General features: G+C 67.5%; 17 protein-coding genes and 2 tRNA genes. 9 read left to right on the top strand and 10 right to left on the bottom strand.

Going from position 1 to position 21,023, the window contains the following annotated elements; all coding sequences use genetic code 11:
• Window positions 1-2 precede the first annotated feature (2 nt).
• From ACFUCU_RS04865 to pknB, 5 genes are read left to right on the top strand one after another with little or no spacing between them, the layout of a single operon-like run.
• Window positions 3-1,754: a PP2C family protein-serine/threonine phosphatase gene (locus tag ACFUCU_RS04865; RefSeq protein ID WP_377971048.1), complete on the top strand. Its 1,752-nt coding sequence runs from the start codon at window positions 3-5 to the stop codon at window positions 1,752-1,754.
• Window positions 1,751-3,214, top strand: coding sequence for an FtsW/RodA/SpoVE family cell cycle protein (locus tag ACFUCU_RS04860; RefSeq protein ID WP_377971047.1), 1,464 nt, complete (start codon window positions 1,751-1,753; stop codon window positions 3,212-3,214). The genes ACFUCU_RS04865 and ACFUCU_RS04860 overlap by 4 nt, the downstream gene beginning before the upstream one ends.
• Window positions 3,211-4,668: a peptidoglycan D,D-transpeptidase FtsI family protein gene (locus tag ACFUCU_RS04855; RefSeq protein ID WP_377971045.1), complete on the top strand. Its 1,458-nt coding sequence runs from the start codon at window positions 3,211-3,213 to the stop codon at window positions 4,666-4,668. Before ACFUCU_RS04860 ends, ACFUCU_RS04855 begins: the two co-directional genes overlap by 4 nt.
• Window positions 4,665-6,464, top strand: coding sequence for a protein kinase (locus ACFUCU_RS04850; RefSeq protein ID WP_364138039.1), 1,800 nt, complete (start codon window positions 4,665-4,667; stop codon window positions 6,462-6,464). The genes ACFUCU_RS04855 and ACFUCU_RS04850 overlap by 4 nt, the downstream gene beginning before the upstream one ends.
• Before the next feature lie 6 nt (window positions 6,465-6,470).
• Window positions 6,471-8,432: a Stk1 family PASTA domain-containing Ser/Thr kinase gene (pknB, locus tag ACFUCU_RS04845; RefSeq protein ID WP_377971043.1), complete on the top strand. Its 1,962-nt coding sequence runs from the start codon at window positions 6,471-6,473 to the stop codon at window positions 8,430-8,432.
• A 27-nt stretch (window positions 8,433-8,459) separates the two neighbouring features.
• On the opposite strand, the gene ACFUCU_RS04840 is transcribed toward pknB, so the two are convergent.
• Window positions 8,460-9,101 (bottom strand): aminodeoxychorismate/anthranilate synthase component II, encoded by a 642-nt coding sequence (locus tag ACFUCU_RS04840; RefSeq protein WP_377971041.1) that lies wholly within the window; start codon window positions 9,099-9,101, stop codon window positions 8,460-8,462.
• A 170-nt stretch (window positions 9,102-9,271) separates the two neighbouring features.
• Complete coding sequence (locus tag ACFUCU_RS04835) at window positions 9,272-10,084, bottom strand: class E sortase (protein WP_377971039.1); 813 nt, start codon at window positions 10,082-10,084, stop codon at window positions 9,272-9,274.
• 168 nt (window positions 10,085-10,252) lie between these two features.
• Between ACFUCU_RS04835 and ACFUCU_RS04830 the strand changes: the two genes are divergently transcribed.
• Complete coding sequence (locus ACFUCU_RS04830; RefSeq protein ID WP_377971037.1) at window positions 10,253-10,504, top strand: cell division protein CrgA; 252 nt, start codon at window positions 10,253-10,255, stop codon at window positions 10,502-10,504.
• Between the two features lie 140 nt (window positions 10,505-10,644).
• Window positions 10,645-11,277 (top strand): DNA-3-methyladenine glycosylase I, encoded by a 633-nt coding sequence (locus tag ACFUCU_RS04825; protein ID WP_377971035.1) that lies wholly within the window; start codon window positions 10,645-10,647, stop codon window positions 11,275-11,277.
• Window positions 11,278-12,541: 1,264 nt separating this feature from the next.
• Here the strand turns inward: ACFUCU_RS04825 and ACFUCU_RS04820 are convergent.
• Together ACFUCU_RS04820 and ACFUCU_RS04815 are read right to left on the bottom strand one after the other, a co-directional pair.
• The gene (locus ACFUCU_RS04820; protein ID WP_377971033.1) at window positions 12,542-13,438 is read right to left on the bottom strand and encodes a rhomboid family intramembrane serine protease; all 897 of its coding nucleotides are present in this window, start codon (window positions 13,436-13,438) and stop codon (window positions 12,542-12,544) included.
• An 8-nt stretch (window positions 13,439-13,446) separates the two neighbouring features.
• Window positions 13,447-13,992, bottom strand: a complete 546-nt coding sequence (locus ACFUCU_RS04815) for a peptidylprolyl isomerase (RefSeq protein WP_290257097.1) — start codon at window positions 13,990-13,992, stop codon at window positions 13,447-13,449.
• A 154-nt stretch (window positions 13,993-14,146) separates the two neighbouring features.
• Between ACFUCU_RS04815 and ACFUCU_RS04810 the strand changes: the two genes are divergently transcribed.
• Window positions 14,147-15,145, top strand: coding sequence for a hypothetical protein (locus ACFUCU_RS04810; RefSeq protein ID WP_377971031.1), 999 nt, complete (start codon window positions 14,147-14,149; stop codon window positions 15,143-15,145).
• Window positions 15,146-15,283: 138 nt separating this feature from the next.
• The gene (locus ACFUCU_RS04805) at window positions 15,284-16,159 is read left to right on the top strand and encodes a glycosyltransferase (RefSeq protein ID WP_377971029.1); all 876 of its coding nucleotides are present in this window, start codon (window positions 15,284-15,286) and stop codon (window positions 16,157-16,159) included.
• A gap of 22 nt (window positions 16,160-16,181) precedes the next feature.
• Here the strand turns inward: ACFUCU_RS04805 and ACFUCU_RS04800 are convergent, their stop codons facing one another.
• The 6 genes from ACFUCU_RS04800 to gyrA form a co-directional block, all read right to left on the bottom strand.
• Window positions 16,182-17,096 (bottom strand): DMT family transporter, encoded by a 915-nt coding sequence (locus tag ACFUCU_RS04800; RefSeq protein WP_290257100.1) that lies wholly within the window; start codon window positions 17,094-17,096, stop codon window positions 16,182-16,184.
• A gap of 111 nt (window positions 17,097-17,207) precedes the next feature.
• Window positions 17,208-17,283 (bottom strand) — tRNA-Ala (locus ACFUCU_RS04795).
• Between the two features lie 23 nt (window positions 17,284-17,306).
• Window positions 17,307-17,423: a DLW-39 family protein gene (locus ACFUCU_RS04790; RefSeq protein WP_290257101.1), complete on the bottom strand. Its 117-nt coding sequence runs from the start codon at window positions 17,421-17,423 to the stop codon at window positions 17,307-17,309.
• Window positions 17,424-17,480: 57 nt separating this feature from the next.
• Window positions 17,481-17,554, bottom strand: a tRNA-Ile gene (locus ACFUCU_RS04785).
• 98 nt (window positions 17,555-17,652) lie between these two features.
• A complete protein-coding gene (locus ACFUCU_RS04780; RefSeq protein WP_290257102.1) occupies window positions 17,653-18,294 on the bottom strand; it encodes a DUF3566 domain-containing protein in 642 nt (213 codons plus the stop codon).
• A complete protein-coding gene (gene gyrA / locus ACFUCU_RS04775) occupies window positions 18,291-20,999 on the bottom strand; it encodes a DNA gyrase subunit A (RefSeq protein WP_377971027.1) in 2,709 nt (902 codons plus the stop codon). Before gyrA ends, ACFUCU_RS04780 begins: the two co-directional genes overlap by 4 nt.
• Window positions 21,000-21,023 lie beyond the last annotated feature (24 nt).

Below are 21,023 nucleotides of genomic sequence, written 5' to 3'. Positions count from 1 at the left end.
CCGTGGCTGCTACCCAAACCCCCGCGAACCAGGCATCTGCCCAGGAGCGGCCGCTCATCATGCGCTACGCCGCGCGCTCCGACGTCGGCCGCGTCCGCTCCAAGAACGACGACTCCGCCTACGTCGGCCGGCACCTCGCCGTCGTCGCGGACGGCATGGGCGGCCACGCCGGCGGTGACGTCGCCTCCGCCGCGACCGTGCTGGACATGATCCACCTGGACCGCGACGATTACGACACCGCGGCCGGCGAGGCGGACACCGTCCTGGCCGACGAGATCCAGACGGCCAACTCCCTGCTCTCCGAGCTGGTCCACATGAACCCGAAGCTCGCCGGCATGGGCACCACCGTGACCGCCCTCCTGCTGGCCGGCGGCAAGCTGCACTTCGCCCACATCGGCGACTCCCGTGCCTACCGGCTGCGCGACGGGGTCTTTGAGCAGGTCAGCGTGGACCACACCTTCGTGCAGCGGCTCATCGACGAGGGCCGCCTCCGCCCGGAGGAAGCCGAAACCCACCCGCACAAGAACGTCCTGATGCGCGTCCTGGGCGACGTGGACGCCAGCCCCGAACTCGACCTGGACATCCTCGACGTCCAGCCCGGGGAACGCTGGCTGCTCTGCTCGGACGGCCTGAACTACGTGGCCGGCCACGTCGTGGAGCGGACCATCCGCGAAACGAAGAGCCTGCGCGAATGCGCCGAAACGCTGGTGGACCTCACCCTTGAGGCGGGTTCCCCGGACAACGTGACCGTGGTGGTGCTCGACATCGCCGAGCAGACCGGTGACGACGTCAACACCGCCGCAGTTGAGGTGGTGCTGCCCCGAGCCGTGTCTGCCACCGTGCAGCCGCCCGCCGAGACGACCGACGCCGGCAAGCCCTCCGGCAAGCCTGCTGCCGGCGCAGCCGCCGGTGCGTCGGCCGCCGCGGAAACCGATGCGGCCGGCAGCACCTACGCGGCCAGCATGCCCGGTTCCAAGGACACCACCGGCGACGGGGTCAAGGACGGCGACGCCGGAAAGCCCGCGGACGAACCGTCGCCGGCCACCGATCCCAACCTCGGCGAGCATCTCTCCGCCGAGGTGCTGCGCGAGGAACTGTCCAGCCGCCCGCACGAACTCGTCGGTGCCGCCGCCTCCGCCGCCGAGAGCGGATCCATTCCGTCGATCGCCGGCCGCACCGTGGCCCGCCGCGCCGCAACCGTCCTCACCCACAAGGCCGATCCGGCCCGCGAGGAAACCGACGAGATCAAGCCGCCGGTCAAGCGCCGCCGCTGGCTGACCATCTCGATCGCCGCCGCCATCGCGATTGTGCTGGGGCTCGGACTGTGGCTGGGCTACGCCTGGACCCAAACCCGCTACTACATCGGCGAGCACAACCAGCACGTGGCGATCTTCAACGGCGTCTCCCAGCAGCTGGGGCCGATTCCGCTCTCCACCCTGGAGACGGTCACCGACATCAAGATGTCCGACCTGCCCGAGTTCTCCCAGCAGCGGGTCCGCCAGACCGTCCCGGCCCGGGACCTGTACGACGCGCAGCGGATCGTGAAGAACCTGGAACGCACCGGCCTGACCTCCCCGGCCGATGAGTGTCTGACGCCCTCCCCCGGCCCCAGCCCGTCCGGTTCGGCCAGCCCCACCGGCACGGCCGGCCCCAGTGCGCAGACGACCGCTTCACCTTCCGGCTCCGCGGCCGCCCCGGCGCCATCCGGCTCCGCCCGGCCCACCCCCACACCGAACTGCGAGGGATCAAAATGACGCCCATCGATCCCACGCCCAAGCCCCGCCGCAACGTTGAACTGGTCCTGCTGATCCTCGCGCTCCTGGTCGGCATCGGCGCCAACGCCCTCGTGGGTGTGGACCGGCAGAAGGCCTTCGACACAGACTTCTGGTTCCAGTCCGGGCTGCTGACCGCCGCCGCTCTGGCCTTCCACCTGGTGCTGCGGTTCCGGGCTAAGTATGCCGATCCGGTAATACTTCCGCTGGTCATCGCCCTCAACGGCCTGGGCCTGGCCATGATCCACCGCCTCGACCGCGTCGGCGAGGACACCGGCAACAACCAGCTCCGGTGGACGCTGGTGGCCATGGCCGTCGCCATCGCCGTCGTGTTCTTCCTCAAGGACCACCGCCTGCTGCGCCGATTCACCTACATCTCGCTCGCCGCGAGTGCGGTGCTGCTGGTCCTCCCGCTCGTCCCCGGCATCTCCGCCGGCGAGGTACTCGGCGCCAGCGTCTGGATCAAGCTGGGCTCGATGACCTTCCAGCCCGGCGAGGTCGCCAAGATCACCCTCGCCATATTCTTCGCCGGGTATCTATCCTCGAACCGGGACCTCATCCTGCTCGCCGGCCGCAAGGTCGGCCCCGTGCAGTTCCCCCGCATCAAGGACATGGGCCCGATGATCACGGCCTGGCTGGTCAGCATCGGCGTGCTGATCTTCCAGCGCGACCTGGGCACCTCCATCCTGTTCTTCGGTCTGTTCCTCGTGATGATCTACGTCGCCACCAGCCGGATCAGCTGGGTCATCATCGGCGTCGTCCTGATGGTGGCCGGCGGGTTCGCCGCCGCCAAGGTCTTCTCCCACGTGGCGCTCCGGATCGACGGCTGGTGGAACGCGTTCACGGAGGAGGTCTACGGCCGCGAGTTCGGCGGCAGCCGCCAGATTGTCGAGGGTCTCTTCGGCATGGCCAACGGCGGCCTCGTCGGCACCGGCCTGGGCCAGGGCCGGCCCAACCTGGTCCCCTTCGCCAACAGCGACATGATCGTCGCCTCCTTCGGTGAGGAACTGGGCCTGATCGGACTGTTCGCAATCGTGCTCATGTACCTGCTGCTCTTCACCCGCGGCTTCCGCGCCGCCCTGGGCACCCGGGACGCGTTCGGGAAGCTGCTGGCCACGGGCCTGTCCTTCGCCGTCGCGCTCCAGTGCTTCGTCGTCATCGGCGGCGTCACCCGGTTGATCCCGCTCACGGGCCTCACCACCCCGTTCCTGGCCGCCGGCGGTTCGTCGCTGCTGGCGAACTGGATCATCGTGGGGCTGCTGCTGATGATCTCGCACACCGCCCGCGGCCCGGTCGACACCACGCCGCTGCCGCCGGGCCAGGCTCCCGAGACCCGCGCCGACGCCCCGGCCGTCCCGCCGAAGCCCGCGGCCGCCCCCGCGGCCCGGCCCGGCAAACCTTCCAGTCCAGACGCTCCGACCGAGGCGGTGACCTCCCTGTGAACCAGGCCATCCGAAACTCCTGGATCGCCGCGATCGCCATGTTCGCGCTGATCTTCGGGGCCCTGAGCTACGTGCAGGTGGTTGGCGCCGACGAACTGAAGGCCAACGCCTGGAACACCCGCACCCTGATCCAGAACTACTGCAACGACCGGGGCGCCATCATCGTCGGCGGCACCCCGATCGCCCAGTCCGTGCCGGGCAGTGAAAGCTGCCAGTTCCAGCGCACCTACACGCAGCCGGAGCTCTACGCGGGCGTCACCGGCTACTTCTCCCGGAACTATGGCCTGACCGGCATGGAGCTGGCCATGAACGAGCAGCTCGCCGGCAGCTCGGACCAGCTGTTCCTGGACCGCGTCGGCCAGCTCTTCCTGGGCAACCAGCCCAAGGGCGCCTCGGTGGAGCTGACCCTGGATCCGAAGATCCAGAAGCTCGCCTACGACCTGATTCCGGACGGCCAGCGCGGCTCGATCGTGGTGACCAACCCGAAGACCGGCGCCATCCTGGCGATGGTGTCCAAGCCGTCCTACAACCCGAACCTCGTGGCGACGCAGGACAGCGACGCCGAGGCCGCGAACATCACCGCGCTGAACAAGATCCCGGGCATCAACCTGAACCAGTCGGTCAGCGGCCCCACCGGCGCCCTGCTGGCACCGGGCTCGGTGTTCAAGATCATCGACACCGCCGCCGCCCTGGGCTCCGGGAAATACAACAAGGACAGCGAACTGCCCAACCCGGCAGAGCTGCCGTTCCCCGGTATCCAGTACAAGTTGCCAAACTACGCCGGCGGCAACTGCTACACCAGGGATACGGCGTCCTTCGCGTTCGCCCTGCAGCAGTCCTGCAACACCCCCTTCGCCAAGATCGCACTCGACCTGGGCCAGAAGGCCGTCTCGGATCAGGCGGCCAAGTTCGGCTTCGGCCAGGACTTCGGCGACCAGCTGAAGCTGGACTCGGCGAAGAGCTTCTTCCCGACCGAACCGCTGGACGACGCCGGCCTGGCCCAGTCCGCGATCGGCCAGCGCGACGTGCGGGCCACCCCGTTGCAGATCAACCTGATGACCTCGGCGATCGCCAACGGCGGCGTCGAGATGAAACCGAACCTGATCAAGACCCTCCGGGCCCCCGATCTGCGGATCATCAACGAACCGAAGCCGGAGTCACTGCGGACCTCCACGACGCCGGAGATCGCCCGGCAGATCAGCGAGTGGATGGCCAGCGTGGTCAGCGACGGCATCGCCAAGGGCGCGGCCGTTCCGGGCGTCCAGGTGGCCGGCAAGACCGGCACCGCGGAACTCGGCGACGGGAAGAACAACTCGTGGTTTACCGGGTTCGCCCCGGCCAATGACCCGCAAGTGGCTGTCACCATCGTCATGCAAGGCGTGGACATCACCACCGGAGCACAGCTAACCAGTCCTAATGCGAAGAAGATTTTTGAGGCGGTGTTGAACAAGTGAGGCCTTCATCGGGTATCACCCTCGGCGGCAGGTTCCAGCTGACCACCCGGATTGCGATCGGCGGTATGGGCGAGGTCTGGAAGGCCAAGGATCTAATCCTCGGCCGGATCGTCGCGATCAAGGTCCTCAAGGAGGAATACACCGGCGACCCCGGTTTCCTGCAGCGCTTCCGGGCCGAGGCACGGCACACCGCCCTGCTCAACCACGTCGGCATTGCCAACGTCTTCGACTACGGCGAGGAGGAGGGCTCGGCCTACCTGGTGATGGAACTGGTGCCCGGCCAGCCGCTGAGCAGCATCATCGAGCACGAGCAGGTGCTCTCCCCGGAGCGGACCCTGTCGATGATTTCGCAGACCGCCCGGGCGTTGTCGGTGGCGCACGCCCAGGGCCTGGTGCACCGCGACATCAAGCCCGGAAACCTGCTGATCACGCCGGACGGCCGGGTCAAGGTCACGGACTTCGGCATCGCCCGCCTGGCGGACCAGGTTCCCCTGACCCAGACGGGCCAGGTGATGGGCACCGCGCAGTACCTCGCCCCGGAGCAGGCCACCGGGCAGACGGCCACCGGCGCCTCGGATATCTACTCCCTGGGTGTCATCGGCTACGAGTGCCTGACCGGCCACCGGCCGTTCTCCGGCGAATCGCAGATCGCCATCGCCCTGGCCCAGGTCAACGACGCCCCGCCGCCGCTGCCGGACACCCTGCCGCGCCCGGTCCGGGCGCTGCTGATGTCCATGCTCGCCAAGGATCCGAAGAACCGCCCGGCCGACGCTATCAAGCTGGCCGAAGCCGCGGACGCAATCCGCAACGGTGACATCGCCGCCGCGCACGCAGCGGTCCCCGGCATGCTGCTCTTCGAGGACACCAACGGTCCCGTCACCGCTCCCACGAGCGTCCAGACCGCCGCTACCGGCGTGATCGGCGGGGACAACCGCACCTCGGCCTTGCCCGTGGTCGGAGCAGCCGGTGCCGGCGCCGCCGCCGGGCTGGCCGCGGGTGCCGCGGCCGCCAGCGGCTACGGCGCGCGCAATGCCCTGAACCGGGCCGACGCCCTGGCCGCCGAACGCAACTGGCTGCCGGAGGAGGACGAGGAGGACTATGACGGCTATGAGCCGGAGGAGGAGCCCAAGCGCCGTGGCCGCAGCCCATGGACCTGGCCGCTGATCGCCCTGATCCTGCTGGTGCTCTTCGCCCTGGTCGGGATCGTGGTCTCGCAGGCCGGCAGCCTGTTCCCGTCCTCCACCGCCACGACGTCCAAGCCGGCGTCCACGACGGCGGCACCGACGTCGTCCACACCCACGCCGACGCCGACCGTCAGCTCGGCGACGCCGACCGTGTCCACGCCGCCGGCGATCAACCTGGTGCCGGAGTCATATTTGGGACGGCAGTACAACGACGTGCGCAGCCAGCTGATCGGAATGGGGCTGCAGGTCAAGGGCAACCAGGTGGCGGATCCGTCCACGCCCGGCACCGTCACGGACATCAACCCCTCCGGGCCGGTGCAGCGCGGTGACGTGATCACGGTGACGTACTCATCCGGTCCCCAGATGGTCGCGGTGCCTCAGTTCAAGCAGGGCGCCAGCGAAACGTCGGTGCAGCAGGCCATCGAGGCCGCCGGTCTGCGCTGGCAGAAGGGCGACCCGCTGCCGGGCACCAAGAACCAGCAGGAGGGGACGTTTGTCAGCTCCGAGCCGGCGTCCGGAACCCAGGTCCAGGCTGGGTCGGTCGTGACCTACCACCTGGCCGCCGCCCCGGCGGCGCAGACCCCGTCCCCGAGCCCCACCCCCACCAAGTAGGCCGTTGTGACCACCTCACCCCGAACTCCTTCGCACCGGGAGGACAGCGGCACGGCGAACACCCGGCGCGTCCTCAGCGGGCGCTATGAGCTGGGTGAGCTGATCGGCCGCGGGGGCATGGCGGACGTGTACCGCGGCCTCGACACCCGGCTGGGCCGGACCGTCGCAATCAAGCTGCTGCGGCCGGACCTGGCCCGCGATCCGCAGTTCCAGGCCCGGTTCAAACGCGAGGCGCAGGCCGTCGCGGCCCTGAACCACCCCTCGATCGTGGCCGTGTTCGATACCGGGGACCACTCGGTCCCCGGCGGCCACGACGATCAGGTCAGGGTCCCGTACATCGTGATGGAGTACGTGGACGGCAGGACCATCCGTGACCTGATCCGGGCCAAGGAAGTCACCATCGACCAGGCCGTCGACTTCGCGCTCGGCGTGCTGTCCGCGCTGGAGTACAGCCACCAGGCGGGCATTGTGCACCGGGACATCAAGCCGGCCAACGTCATGTACTGCCCGGACACCAACAGCGTCAAGGTGATGGACTTCGGCATCGCCCGGGCCATGGCTGATTCTTCGGCCACCATGACCCAGACGCAGGCCGTGGTGGGGACCGCCCAGTACCTGTCTCCCGAGCAGGCCCGCGGCGAGACGGTGGACGCCCGGAGTGACCTGTATTCGGCGGGCTGCCTGCTGTACGAGATGCTGACGGGACGGCCGCCGTTCGTCGGCGACAGCCCGGTGTCCGTCGCGTACCAGCACGTGCGGGAGATCGCGGAGCCGGCCAGCAGCCTCAACCCGGAGGTCTCCCCGGCGTTGGACAGCGTGCTGGCGAAGGCGCTGCAGAAGAACCGGGCGGACCGCTTCCAGGACGCGTCCGCGTTCCGTCTGGCGCTGCGCGCGGCGCGCAACGGCGTCGGCGTCGCGGCCCTGCCCAGCAGCGAGGCGCCCACCGACCCGACGAACACGGTCGAGTCCCCGGCCGACGTGCCCACGGCGGCGTTTGCCCTGACGGGCGCGAAATTCCTTGACGATGCCCCCACCGGGCGCCTGTCCCTGGACGGGCACGACGACGGCGGGGCTGCGGTCGGTGCCCTCGAGGTTCCCGACAGCGGCGGCATGCCGCTGGACCTGCCGGCCGAACGCGAGCCCAGCAGCCAGCAGAAGTCCCGCCGCCGGATGTGGATTGCGACGCTGATCATCTTCACCCTGCTGGTCCTGGCCGGTGGCGGACTGTGGTTGTACAACATGGTCAACCAGCAGCCGGCGCCGGTGGCGAAGGTCGATGTGCCGTCTGTGGCATCCCTTAGTGAATCCGAGGCGTTGCAGAAGCTCTACAACGTTGGTTTCAAGCCGCAGATCAGCCGCGTTCAGCACGAGACCATTCCCAAGGGAACCGCGGTGGGAACCGTGCCGTCGGCAGGCAGCAGTCTGGAGCGGAACTCGGACATCACGCTGAATATCTCCGAGGGACCCAGTGTCATCAAGATTCCCGCGGACCTGCCCGGCCGGACCGAGGCGGACGCCCGCGACGTGCTGCGGCGGACCGGACTGACGGGCGCGCCAAAGACCACGCTGAATAACAGCGCCACCGTTCCTGCCGGGATCGTCATCACCACCAACCCCGCGCCCGGCCAGAGCGTGGCGGTGGGAAGCACGGTCGAGATCATCGTCTCCACCGGCAAGGTGATGGTTCCCCAGCTCGTCGGCCTGCCGCGGGCCGAGGCGGAGGCCGCACTGAAGAACGCGGGCCTGAACGCCAATGTCACCGAGGTGGAGAACTCCCAGGTCGAACCGGGCAAGGTCACGGGCCAGAGCGACGCCGCGGACTCCACCGTGGAGCAAGGCAAGACCATCACCGTGACCGTGGCGAAGGCACCCGCGCCGACACCGACGCCCACGCCCACCCCGACGCCCACCAAAACGGGCAAGGACTCCGGCAACAACAGTTCCGGCGGACTTCTCGGCGGCCTCTGACCGTGGGGTAGTTCCGGACCGTGCTGGTCAGTGCTTGATCAGGGGGCTCAGCACGGCGGCGCGCTCGGCGGCGCCGGCCATGCCGAGGGACTCAAGCCAGTTGCCCAGCATCAGGTAGCCGCCTTCGGTCAGGACCGATTCGGGGTGGAATTGGACACCGCAGAGCGGTGCGGAGCGGTGCTGCAGGCCCATGACGACGCCGGTGCCGGTCTCCGCGGTGATCTCCAGCTCTGCCGGGATACTCTCGCGGACCGCGGCCAGGGAGTGGTAGCGGGTGGCGGTGAACGGCGAGGGGAGCCCGGCGAAGACGCTGCCGCCGTGGTGTTCCACCAGAGACGTCTTGCCGTGCATCAGCTCGGGGGCGTGGGTGACGGTCCCGCCGTAGGCCTCGGCCAAGGCCTGGTGGCCCAGGCAGACGCCGAGCATGGGCTTGTTGTGCTCACCGCACCACTTGATCAGGTCGATACAGACGCCGGCTTCCGCGGGGGCGCCGGGACCGGGCGAGATCAGCACGCCGTCGCGCGCCTCCGCCATCTCAATCGCCTCGGCGAGCGTGACGTCGTCGTTGCGGACCACCGTGGTCTCCGCGCCGAGCTCCTGAAGGTAGCCCACCAGGGTGTAGACGAAGCTGTCGTAGTTATCCACGACCAGGATCTTGGTTGCGCTCATGGGTGCCGTGCCGTGCCAATCGTTGAATCTGTGAATGGGCCGAATTGCGCCATCCACGGGAAAAGGTACTGAACCATCAATATCAGTACCCCGGCCAGCAGCACCAACGCCGTGACGATGCGCAGCCAGAGGGGGCCGGGGAGGTGGCGGAAAATCCAGGCGTACATGTCTCAGCTGCCCCCTCTGGTCCGCGCCACCTGGGCGGCGATCTCTGCGGGTGGTCCGGCGGACGCCGGCTGCCAGCCCTCCATGGTCGAATAGGCGACGAAACGCTCCTGAGAGCCGAACCGGGGATTGCAGCTGGTGAGGGTGAGGTACCGGTCCCGCGGGGCCACTCCGGGCTGGGAGGGCACCGGAAGCAGCACGTCCACGGCCGTGGGCAGGACAATCCGGCTGTTGCGGAACACGTAGGTGTAGTAGCCGTCGCGGGTCTGGATGTAGATCCGGTCACCGGGGACCAGGCTGTCGATGGCGTCCAGCACGGCCCCGTGGGTCTGCCGGTGGCCGGCGAGGGCCACGTTGCCCACGCCGCCCGGCATAGCCGTCCCCTCGTAGTGGCCGAGGCCCAGGGAATCCAGCACCGCCGTCGTCGTTCCCTGCACCATAGGCCGGGTGTAGGTCTCACCAAAACGCGGGATATAGACGACGCCGATCGTGCTGCCGGGTGCAGGCTCCCCGGCGACCAGCGGCGGTCCGGGATCCGGCGCGGCAGCGGAGGCTGGCGGGGCCGCGGGCCCTTCGAGGGAACGGGCGAACTCGGCGACGGCGGCCTGCTGGCGGGAATCGGCGTCGACGTTGGTCCACCAGAGCTCCCACGCGACGAACAGGAGGAGCACCACGCCGGCGGTGACCAGCAGTTCTCCGCCAATCAGCAGCACCCATCGGCCCGGGGAGCGGCGCCCTTGGTCCTGCGGCGTTGCGGGCGTGGCCGACGCGCCCGGTGCGTCTGAAGGGTGTCCGGACTCCGCTTTCTGCAGCAGCACCGTGATTCCTCCCTGGGCCTCCGCGGCGTCCGCGCGGTTGTGTTCTGAATAACAGCTAGAATTGTGGGGATTCAAACCCGTCCACGATTGCGCTGTCCGCCGGCTTTTCTTTTTGCAGGATATCAAGCCGCCGTTCGCGCATCATCAGCCGCCCGCCAAGGAGGACCCGTGCCCGAGTCGAAGCCCCGAAAGAGGTTTGCCGCACCCGAGCAGACTCGCGCCGCGGAGGCCTACAAGCCGAACCCGGTGTGGTTCAAGCCGGTGATGTTCGGCCTGATGATCATCGGCCTGCTGTGGATCATCACGTTTTACATCAGCGAGGGCACCCTGCCGGTCAAGGACTGGGGCGCAGGCAACATCATCGCCGGCTTCGGCATCGCCATCGTCGGGTTCCTGATGACCACCCGCTGGCGCTCCTAGCCCCTTTTCGACCTTCCGGACCGGCACCTTGTGTGCCGGTCTGTTGGTTTAAGGCCAGCGTTGTTCTGGCGCCATTCTTGCCCGGTTTTAACGTCAGTGGCTCCCGCTAGGCTCGGAGTCATCCCGGACAGGAGAATCCCATGAGTACCGAACCCCTCACCACCACCGGCGCCACCGCAACCGGCGGAACGGTCATCGGCGACGACGGCCTGGCCCGTCCCGTGTGGGCCTCCTCCGATCCCCTGCTCCGGGACTATTACGACACCGAGTGGGGCCTCCCGGTCCGCGATGAACAGGGCCTCTACGAGAGGATCAGCCTCGAGGCTTTCCAGGCCGGCCTGTCCTGGGCAACCATCCTGCGGAAGCGCCCGGCCTTCCGGGCCGCCTTTGCCGAATTCCACCCGGACACCGTTGCAGAGTTCACAGACAGCGACGTCGAGCGGCTGATGCAGGATGCCGGGATTGTCCGCAACCGGCTCAAGATCCAGGCCGCGATTACCAATGCCCGCGCCACGCTGGAGCTGCGGAACGACGGCGGACTGGTGAACTTCGTGTGGGGCTTCCAGCCGGAGTCGACACCGGAGCCGACCGCATTGCACCAGATCCCCACCACATCGCCCGAGTCGGTGGCTCTCTCGAAGGCCCTCCGCAAGCGCGGCTTCGCCTTTGTGGGCCCGACGACGATGTTCGCCCTGATGGAGGCGATCGGCATGGTCGACACCCATCTCATGGACAGCCACCGCCGGGGCAGCTCCGGAGTGTGGCCCCGATAGAGGGTCACTGGGTGGCCTGGGCGCTCCGACTCCGCCACCTCAAGCGTTTCTCCCGTGCCTCCACGCGGCCGCGCGGCACTGAAATCGCTCCCTTTCTTCATCCCCAGCTGTGCACAAGAATCACAAAGTTATCCACAGGCTGTGGATCCAGTGAGTGGATAACCTCGACCATCCCGCAAATTCGGGCCTGCTGGCGGGCTTGAGGGGGTCCGACTGTGAATTACGTCCACCGACTTACAGGACTGTGAGTTATTAACACTGTGGAAACGGCTGTGGATAAGGCCCGAGGTTTGTCAACGGCGATGGGAAAGCCGCGCATGCGTCGGAGCAGCCGGATCTCGGAGATACACGTGATCCCCACAGGGGAACTCGATTGATCGGCTTGGCCTCACTAGCCGCCTACCAGCCACGCCCAGCACCCCGGGCGCTTTATCCACGCTAAGTACCCACAAGTTATCCACAAGTGGGGATAACGGTGACGTTGCCCTCGATTACGGCGACAATTGGGCCGTAGAGGCGGGGCCGACCGGAGAGTAACTAGGCTGTCGAGTTATTAACACTGTGAAAAAGTCTGTGCATAACCGCCATAAATCTGATCTATAAGTCCAGGTCAGGGTGACTTCGGTGGATTCCGCCCTGGATCGGCCTCAGACGCGCGCGAGTTGTCCACTTACCCACACCGGATTCCCCAAAAGTTATCCACAGCTGTGGAGGAGCCGGTGTGTAACTGTTATCAACCGGCTTAAATCCGCCAGTACGGGCGGCTCAAGCGCACCCGAGCTCTTGAACTACAGGCCTGTAAGTTACTAACAATGTGGATAAGCCCTGTGGAAAAGCGGCCGCCCGGCCTATGCCGCGTCTGTCCCTCCTGTTGCCCACCCGCACCCGACCGCGGATCCGCAACGCTTCCGGACCAGCGCACCCCGGACCCGGGGTGCCTCCGTCCGAAACCGCCGCGAAAGTGCGAGAACTCCGCCTGAGTCCATAATCGGTGCGGGACCATTGGCGCCCTCTCCAGGCACAGAATCAGCTCAGAGGGTGGAGAGGCAGGCTTAGTTTCACCGTCAGACCGGTCACTCACAGGGAGTCGCCGCGCAAACCGCTACGTTTTCGGACCAGCGCATGCCGGGCCTCGGGGGCGCTTGTCTGAAATGGGTGCGAGAAAGAGAGTGAGGTGCGCCTGTCCGAAACCGACGCGCAAGAGAGGGTGCGAGGCGTCCTGGCGCCGCAACAGGAGCCGAAGCTGGACCCAGCCCGGCCGCAGCTACACCGGCAGGGCGGCTGTGGTGGCGGCGCGGACGGCGGTGGCGGCGACCAGGAGGCCCACCACCACCAGGAGGCCCAGGAACTGCAGGACGCCCTGGCGCCGGCCGCGGGGCACGTAGGCGATGGCCGCCGCGCAGAGGGCGCCGGTGACCAGTCCGCCGAGATGGGCCTGCCAGGCGATCTGCGGCACCACGAATCCGATGACGGCGTTGATTGCGATCAGGACCCAGAGTTGCCGGGTGTCGCCGCCCCGGCGGCGCTGCACCACCAGCATGGCGCCGAAGAGGCCGAAGATGGCCCCGGATGCGCCGACCACGCCGGCCAGTTGCTGGCCGGGGACGTACGCCGGGGTGAGGAGGTAGTAACCGACCGAACCGCCGACGGCGGAGATCAGGTAGAGGGCCAGGAAGCGGATCCGCCCCAGCAGGGGCTCCAGCGCCTGGCCGAAGATCCACAGCATGTACATGTTCAGCAAGATGTGGAGGATGAAGCCCTGGGAGTGCAGGAACGCGGAGGTCAGCATCCGCCAGGGTTCGAACGCCCCGAATTCGGGGGTGGCATAGACGGTGGCGAAGGCCAGGTTCTGATAGACCCAGTCGTTCGGCACGATCCACTGCAGGACATAGAGAACGGCACAGGCGGCGATGATGCCCAGGGTCGCCAGCGGCCGGCCTGCCGCGGCCACCCCGCCGAAGGCGGAGCGGACCTGCGGCGCGGAGCGCTGGGCTTCGTTGACACAGTCAACGCATTGGAATCCGACGGCGGCCGCCCGCTGGCAGTCGGGGCATGCCGGACGCCCACACCGCTGGCACCGCACGTAGGCGGGCCGGTCGGGGTGGCGGGGGCATACCGGGACGTCAGCGGACGGCTCGGCCGACGGGATTCCGTAGCTCATGGCGGAGGCTAGAGCTTTTCGACGTCGATGCTGTTGATGACGACGTCTTCAACCGGACGGTCGCCCATGCCGGTGCGGACACCCTCGATGGCGTCGACAACCTTCTTCGACTCCTCGTCGGCCACCTCACCAAAGATGCTGTGCTTACCCTGCAGCCAGCCGGTGGGGATGGTGGTGATGAAGAACTGGGAGCCGTTGGTGCCGCGGCCCATCTGGATGCCGGCGTTGGCCATGGCAAGCTTGTAGGGCTCGTTGAAGTTCAGTTCCGGGTGGATCTCGTCGTCGAACTTGTAGCCCGGTCCGCCGATGCCGCGGCCCAGCGGATCGCCGGCCTGGATCATGAAGTCCTTGATGATGCGGTGGAAGATCGTGCCGTTGTACAGCGGCGTGCCGGTCTTGTCCTCGCCCGTCTCCGGGTGGGTCCAGGCCTTCTCACCGGTGGCGAGGCCAACGAAGTTGTCCACGGTCTTCGGCGCGTGGTTGCCGAAGAGGTTGACGACAATGTCGCCCATGCTGGTGTGGATGGTTGCTTTTGCAGTTGCGATGGCAGTCATGGGCCTATTCTTCCACGGCGGCCTCCGGCGTACAGGGGCGCGGGCTGAGTTCCGCGCTGGGTGAAATCGCCGCGAAATAAGGGCTGAGAATAGCCGGTGGAGTTCCGGCCACGTAGGCTAACTGCAGAACCGTCACATTAATCGGGAGGTAGTTGTGAAGAAAACGGATCGTATTGCCCGTGAGCTGGAGCACTCGGTGTCCAGCGCCGTGGAAAACGCCAAGGACTGGGCCACCCCCCGGGTGGAGGCAGCCGTTGACTGGGCCGTTCCGCGCTTGCAGCAGGGCCTGGATACCGCTTCCCCGAAGATCCAGGAGGGCCTGAAGTCTGCGGCCCACAACCTGGCCGACGGCGTCGCCACCGTCACTCCCCGCATCCAGGACGGTCTGGCGCAGCTTGCGCCGAAGATCCACGATGCCGTCGACGCCGCCACCCCGCGGCTGCACGACGCGCTGGACAAGGCCACCCCGGTGATCGCCAACGCGCGTGACCGCGTCGTGGTTGAGTACCTGCCGAAGCTCTCGGACCAGATCGGTGCCGCGTCCGACGCCGTCCACCGCACCCTTGAGGGCGCCCCGGCCCACGTCGACGCCGTCGCCCAGCGCCTCGCTGACTCCGGCGTCGTACAGAACGTGCAGGAGCAGGCACAGGCTGCCGGCAAGCAGATCAAGGCCGCCGCCTCCGAGGCCAGCCGAGCGGTGACCGGCGAGGTCGCCAAGCAGCAGAAGCCCAAGCACCGCGGATTCCTGATCTTCGGCATCATCACCGCCGCCGTTGCCGCCGGCGTCGCCGCCTGGAAGGCGTCCAAGCCGGTCGAAGACCCGTGGAAGACCCCCAGCCCGGTGAAGCCCGCCACGCCGGCACCGGTTCCGGCCACCACGGTCACCGAGATCAAGGAAGAGGCGAAGCACGCTGCCTCCAAGGCCGCCGACGCCGTCAGTTCCGCCACCTCCGCCGCCGCCGACAAGCTTGGTGTCGCAGCGTCCAAGGTCGGCGACGCCGCCAAGGAAGCCGCCGACGCCGCCACCAGCAAGGCTGACGAAGCGGCCAAGGAGGCCGAGAAGTCCGATGCCAATAAGAAGGTCGCCACGGACGCCAAGACCGCGATGAACAACATTGCGGCCAGCCTGAACGACGAGGGCAAGACCAAGTAAGCACTGCTGCCGCCGTCCAGTAGGCGGCCGCGGCCACACAGGGAGGGTCACCGCCACGGGCGGGGCCCTCCCTTTGTTATTCCGATCTGTGCCGACCAGCCCGGGGTCCCAACCCGCCCGGATGCTAAATTTGGGGGGATGTCACGCGAAGAGTCCCAGCTGGGTTCCCCCGACGATGCAGCGCTGCCGCCTGCCGTCTCCATCGTCATCCCGGCGTACAACGAGGAAAGCGTGATCCGGCAGTGCCTCATCGCTGCCGTCTACCAGTCGGTTCCGGCGCACGAGATCATCGTCGTGGACAACATGTCCAAGGACCGGACCGCCGACATCGTCCGCCAGATGCAGCTGGAATACCCGGAGAGCCGGATCCTGCTCATGAGCCAGGACAGTGACCAAGGCCTGATTCCCACGCGGAACTTCGGCCTGAACCATGCAACCGGCGATGTGCTCGGACGGATCGACGCCGACTCGGTCCTGGAGCCGGACTGGGTGGAGCAGGTCCAGAAGGCTTTCGCCGACCCCTCAGTCGCAGCCGCGACCGGTCCGGTGGTCTACTACGACATGCCGATGCGCCGCTTCGGGCTCAAGGCCGACGACAAAATGCGGCAGCTGATGCTCAAGCTCGCCAAGCACCAGTACCACTTCCTGTTCGGCTCCAACATGGCCCTGCGCCGCTCGGCCTGGGAAACCATCAAGCACGAAACCTGCCGGGATGAGCGGGACGAGATGCACGAGGACATCGACTTGTCCCTGCACCTTGCCGACCACGAGCTCCGGATACAGTACTGGCCGCAGATGATCTCCGGGATGTCCGCACGACGGCTCGAGGACTCGCCGCGCGACTACCGGTACTACGTCACCCGCTTCGACCGGACCTACAAGGCCCACAACGTCAAGAAGATGGCGCTCAAGGCCCCCATGGTGGTCTTCTTCTCGGTGTACTTCCCGGCCAAGCTGCTGCGTGCCCTGCACACCGTGAACACGGCCCAGCCGGTACGCCGCGGGGGCCAGTAACTCGCAGTTAATTCCGTACGGCCTAGTCCGTGCCGAGCTCAGCAAGACGGGCGGCACTGCGGCGCACGGCGCGTGAGCGGCGCTGGCCGAGGACGACAACGGCGAGTCCCACCAGGATCATGGCCAGCCCAACGTAGGTTCCGGCGGGCAGCTTCTCACCCAGGAACGCCGCTGCCAGCAGGGCGGCACCCGGGATTTCGAGCAGGATGATCATGGACACCAGCAGCGGGCTCATGGTGGCCAGCAGGTGGTTGAAGGCCGTGTGGCCCACCAGCTGGGCGCAGACGGTGATGGCGAGGATGCCCAGCCAGCCGGCCGCCTCGAAGCCGCCCAGGGGCTGTCCGCTGGCCAGCGCCAGGACGGCGACGACAGCGGCACACATGCCGTAGCAGAGGCTGGTGTAGACACCCGTGCTCATTGTCTGCCGTGCCTTGCCGCCGGCGAGGGTGTAAACGCCGGCCAGCATCCCGCCGGCGACGGCCAGAAGGTCCCCGGTGAGGGCCTGCGGGGAGGTCCCCATATCGAACCCGGTAATGGCCACCACGCCCGCGAAAGCCAGGCCCAGCCCGGCCAGGACCTGCCAGCCGTGCCGGACGCCGCGGAACAGCTGGAAGACGGCAATCCAGCCCGACTGCAGGCAGACCAGCGCGGTGGCGGCGGCCACGGAGGTGAGCTGCAGGGAGGTGATGAAGCAGGCGAAGTGCAGGGCGAGAGCGACGGCGGCCGCCAGGGACCAGCGGAACTCGGCGCCGGTGACGCGGCCGAACTGCCGGGGCTGGCGGACCAGCACGGGCCCGGCCATCACCACGGCACCGATGGCGTTCCGCCAGAACGCGATGGCGAGGGCGCTGACGGTGGTGGCGCCCAGGGTGGCGGCGATCAGGGGGCCGGAGGAGGCCACACCAAGGACGCCCAGGGCGGCGAGAAGGAAGGTCACGCCTCAACCCTAATGCGCGCACAGCGGTGGCCAGTGCCGTGACGGAATCCGGGAGAGGGAGGCTTAAAGCAAAAGTCCCGGCCGGCGTTTCCGCTGACCGGGACTTCTCAATGGTGGAGGCACGGGGACTCGAACCCCGAACCCCCTGCTTGCAAAGCAGGTGCGCTACCAATTGCGCCATGCCCCCATCGGAGCAACCCGCCAATCCGGCTAGTCGACCGTGTCGGTCGATTCGCTCCAGATTGCTTTCCGGGCTTCGGCTTCCTGCACTTTCCTGTAGACCAGGACGCCTGCGAGCGTAGCTGCAACTACCAGCAACTTCTTCACATGCACCCCGTTCCGGTCCGCTTGCGCGTTCCTTTACAAGAACCAGTACAGGTTCCGTGGGCGTACCAGGACTTGAACCTGGGACCTCTTCGTTATCAGCGAAGCGCTCTAACCGCCTGAGCTATACGCCCCGATGCCTCATCGGGCCGAGATATGACTTTACAGCACATCCCGGCCCGATCTCAAATCGAGGCATTTACCCGCTAAATCACGGGCAAAACGGGTATTTCTAGTCGTCCGTGAGGGTCACACCGATGCCGCCCACCAGGGTGGCAGCAATGTTGTACAGCACCGCGGAGAGCATCGACAGGGCGGTCAGCAGGACCACGTTGATCACGGCGATGATGACAGCGAAGGAGGCCACCTGGCCCAGCGAAGCTACCTTCTTCAGTTCGAAGCCGCCGCTCTCGGACCCGGCCAGGGTGCCGAGGAGGCCGTCCACCTGATCGAAGATGCCGGTGAGGTCCAGGACGGTCCACAGCACGATTGCGGCGACCACCGTGACGATGCCGAGGGCCACCGAGAGCAGGAAGGACATCTTCAGCACGGACCACGGGTCAACCTTGCTCACCAGCAGGCGGGCGCGGCGCACCTTGGCCTTGGGGGCCGGCTTGACCAGTCCGGGCTGACCGGGACGCGCGCCGGCCGTTTCCGGGCGGCTGGCCTGGCCGGCCGGACGCTGGCCCGGGACCGAGGGGCGCTGCCCGGGGACGGAAGGCCGCTGGCCGGGGGCCGCGGGACGCTGGCCGGAGCCCGCGACGCCGGGGCGCTGCTGCGGACGCGACGGCGCATTTACCCGGGGGGCCGCCGACGGCTGCCGTGCGTTGCCGGGGCCACTGCTCGACTTGGGATAGGAGTCGGAATTGCTCACGGGTTACCTCCGGGGTTGTCTTCGTCCAGCTCGGCATCCCCTGATGGCTCATCTGACTCCGGGGCCGGTACTGATGTTGTGTCTCCGGACCCCTCGCGGACTCCGTTTTCTCCAGCCAACGTTACGTCATCCGGCAGCGTAGCCTCATCTCCGGCGTTGCCCTCGGCTGCTGTTTCCTCGGATTCGAGGCCACGTTCGCTGTTGCGGGCCACGGCGATGATGCGGTCGTTCTTGTCCGGCTTGGCGAAGATGACGCCCATGGTGTCGCGGCCCTTGGCGGGCACGCCGGCCACGGACGAGCGGACCACCTTGCCGCCTTCCATCACCACCAGGACCTCGTCCTCTTCCTGGACGATCAGGGCGCCGACCAGGTGTCCGCGCTCCTCCTGGTACTTGCCGACCTTGATGCCGAGGCCGCCGCGGCCCTGGAGGCGGTATTCCTCCACGGCCGTGCGCTTGGCGAAGCCGCCCTCGGTGACGATGAAGACGAACGAGCCGTCCTGGACGACGTCGGCCGCGAGCAGCTCGTCGTCCTCCCGGAACTTCATGCCCGTCACGCCGGAGGTTGCCCGGCCCATCGGGCGCAGCGCCTCGTCGGTGGCGGTGAACCGGATGGACTGGCCCTTGCGGGAGACCAGCATCAAGTCATCGGTCTCGGAGACCAGCTGGGCCGAGACGAGCTCGTCGCCGTCGCGCAGGTTGATGGCGATGACGCCGGCGGACCGGTTCGTGTCGTAGTCCTCGAGCCGGGTCTTCTTCACCAGGCCGCGCTTGGTGGCGAGCACCAGGTACGGGGCGTGCTGGTAGTCGCGCAGGTCCAGGACCTGGGCGATGTGCTCGTCCGGCTGGAACGCCAGCAGGTTGGCCACGTGCTGGCCCTTGGCGTCGCGGGCGGCCTCCACCAGTTCGTACGCCTTGGCCCGGTACACGCGGCCCAGGTTGGTGAAGAACAGCAGCCAGTGGTGGGTGGTGGTGACGAAGAAGTGCTCGACGACGTCGTCGCCGCGCAGCTGGGCTCCCTTGATGCCCTTGCCGCCGCGCTGCTGGGAGCGGTAGTTGTCGCTGCGGGTGCGCTTGACGTAGCCGCCGCGGGTGATGGTGACGACCATTTCCTCTTCGGGAATGAGGTCCTCGATCGACATGTCGCCGTCGAAGCCCATCAGGACCTTGGTCTTGCGGTCGTCGCCGTGCTTGGCCACGATCTCGGCCAGTTCGGTGCTGATGATTTCCCGCTGGCGGGCCTCGGAGGCGAGGATCTCGTTGTACTCGGAGATCAGGGCCTCAAGTTCGGCGTGCCGGTCCTGGATCTTCTGGCGTTCCAGGGCGGCGAGGCGGCGCAGCTGCATGTCCAGGATGGCCCGGGCCTGCAGTTCGTCGATCTCCAGCAGTTCCATCAGGCCGTCGCGGGCGGCCTCGGTGGTGGTGGAGGCGCGGATCAGGGCGATGACCTCGTCCAAAGCGTCCAGGGCCTTGAGCAGGGCGCGCAGGATGTGCGCTTCCTCCTCCGCCTTGCGCAGGCGGTACCGGGTGCGGCGGGCGATGACGTCCATCTGGTGCGTAACCCAGTGGCGGATGAAGGCGTCGAGGCTGAGCGTGCGGGGCACGCCGTCCACGATTGCCAGCATGTTCGCCGCGAAGTTGTCCTGCAGCTGGGTGTGCTTGTAGAGGTTGTTCAGCACCACCTTGGCGACGGCGTCGCGCTTGAGCACAATCACGAGGCGCTGGCCGGTGCGGCCGGAGGTCTCGTCGCGCAGGTCGGCGATGCCGGAGATCTTGCCGTCCTTGACCAGCTCGGCGATCTTGATCGCCAGGTTGTCCGGGTTGGCCTGGTACGGCAGCTCGGTGACCACCAGGCAGGTGCGGCCCTGGAGTTCCTCGACGTTGACGACGGCGCGCATGGTGATGGAGCCGCGGCCGGTCCGGTAGGCGTCCTCGATGCCCTTGTGGCCCAGGATGGTGGAGCCGGTCGGGAAGTCCGGGCCCTTGATTCGTTGGATCAGCTCCTCGAGCAGTTCCTCGCGGCTGGCGGTCGGGTTGGCCAGGTACCACTGCACGCCGTCGGCGACCTCGCGGAGGTTATGCGGCGGGATGTTGGTGGCCATGCCGACGGCGATGCCGGAGGACCCGTTGACCAGAAGGTTCGGGAAGCGGGCCGGCAGGATGGTCGGTTCCTGGTTCTTGCCGTCGTAGTTGTCCTGGAAGTCGACGGTTTCCTCGTCGATGTCCCGGACCATCTCCATGGCCAGCGGGGCCATCTTGGTTTCGGTGTACCGCGGGGCGGCGGCGCCGTCGTTGCCGGGCGAGCCGAAGTTGCCCTGTCCCAGCGCCAGCGGGTAGCGCATGGTCCAGTCCTGGATCAGGCGGACCAGGGCGTCGTAGATCGCGGTGTCGCCGTGGGGGTGGTACTGGCCCATGACCTCGCCGACCACGCGGGCGCACTTGTTGAAGGAGCGGTCCGGGCGGTAGCCGCCGTCGAACATCGCGTAGAGCACGCGCCGGTGGACCGGCTTCAGGCCGTCGCGGACATCCGGCAGGGCGCGGCCGACGATGACGGCCATGGCGTAGTCGAGGTAGGAGCGCTGCATTTCGGTCTGCAGGTCCACCTGCTCCACGCGGTCGGTGAGCACATCGGTATCAAGAACGTTGCCTTCGAGCACGGGCTCCGCGCCGGATTCGGCGGGGACTTCCGGTGTTTCGTCACTCATAGTCTATATTTTCCGTTTCAGGTA

The organism is Arthrobacter sp. NPDC057259, assembly GCF_042668995.1.
In the GTDB taxonomy this organism is placed as follows: domain Bacteria; phylum Actinomycetota; class Actinomycetes; order Actinomycetales; family Micrococcaceae; genus Arthrobacter.
Note: the sequence above shows the minus strand (reverse complement) of the source record. Positions and strands in the feature narration are given on the sequence as shown.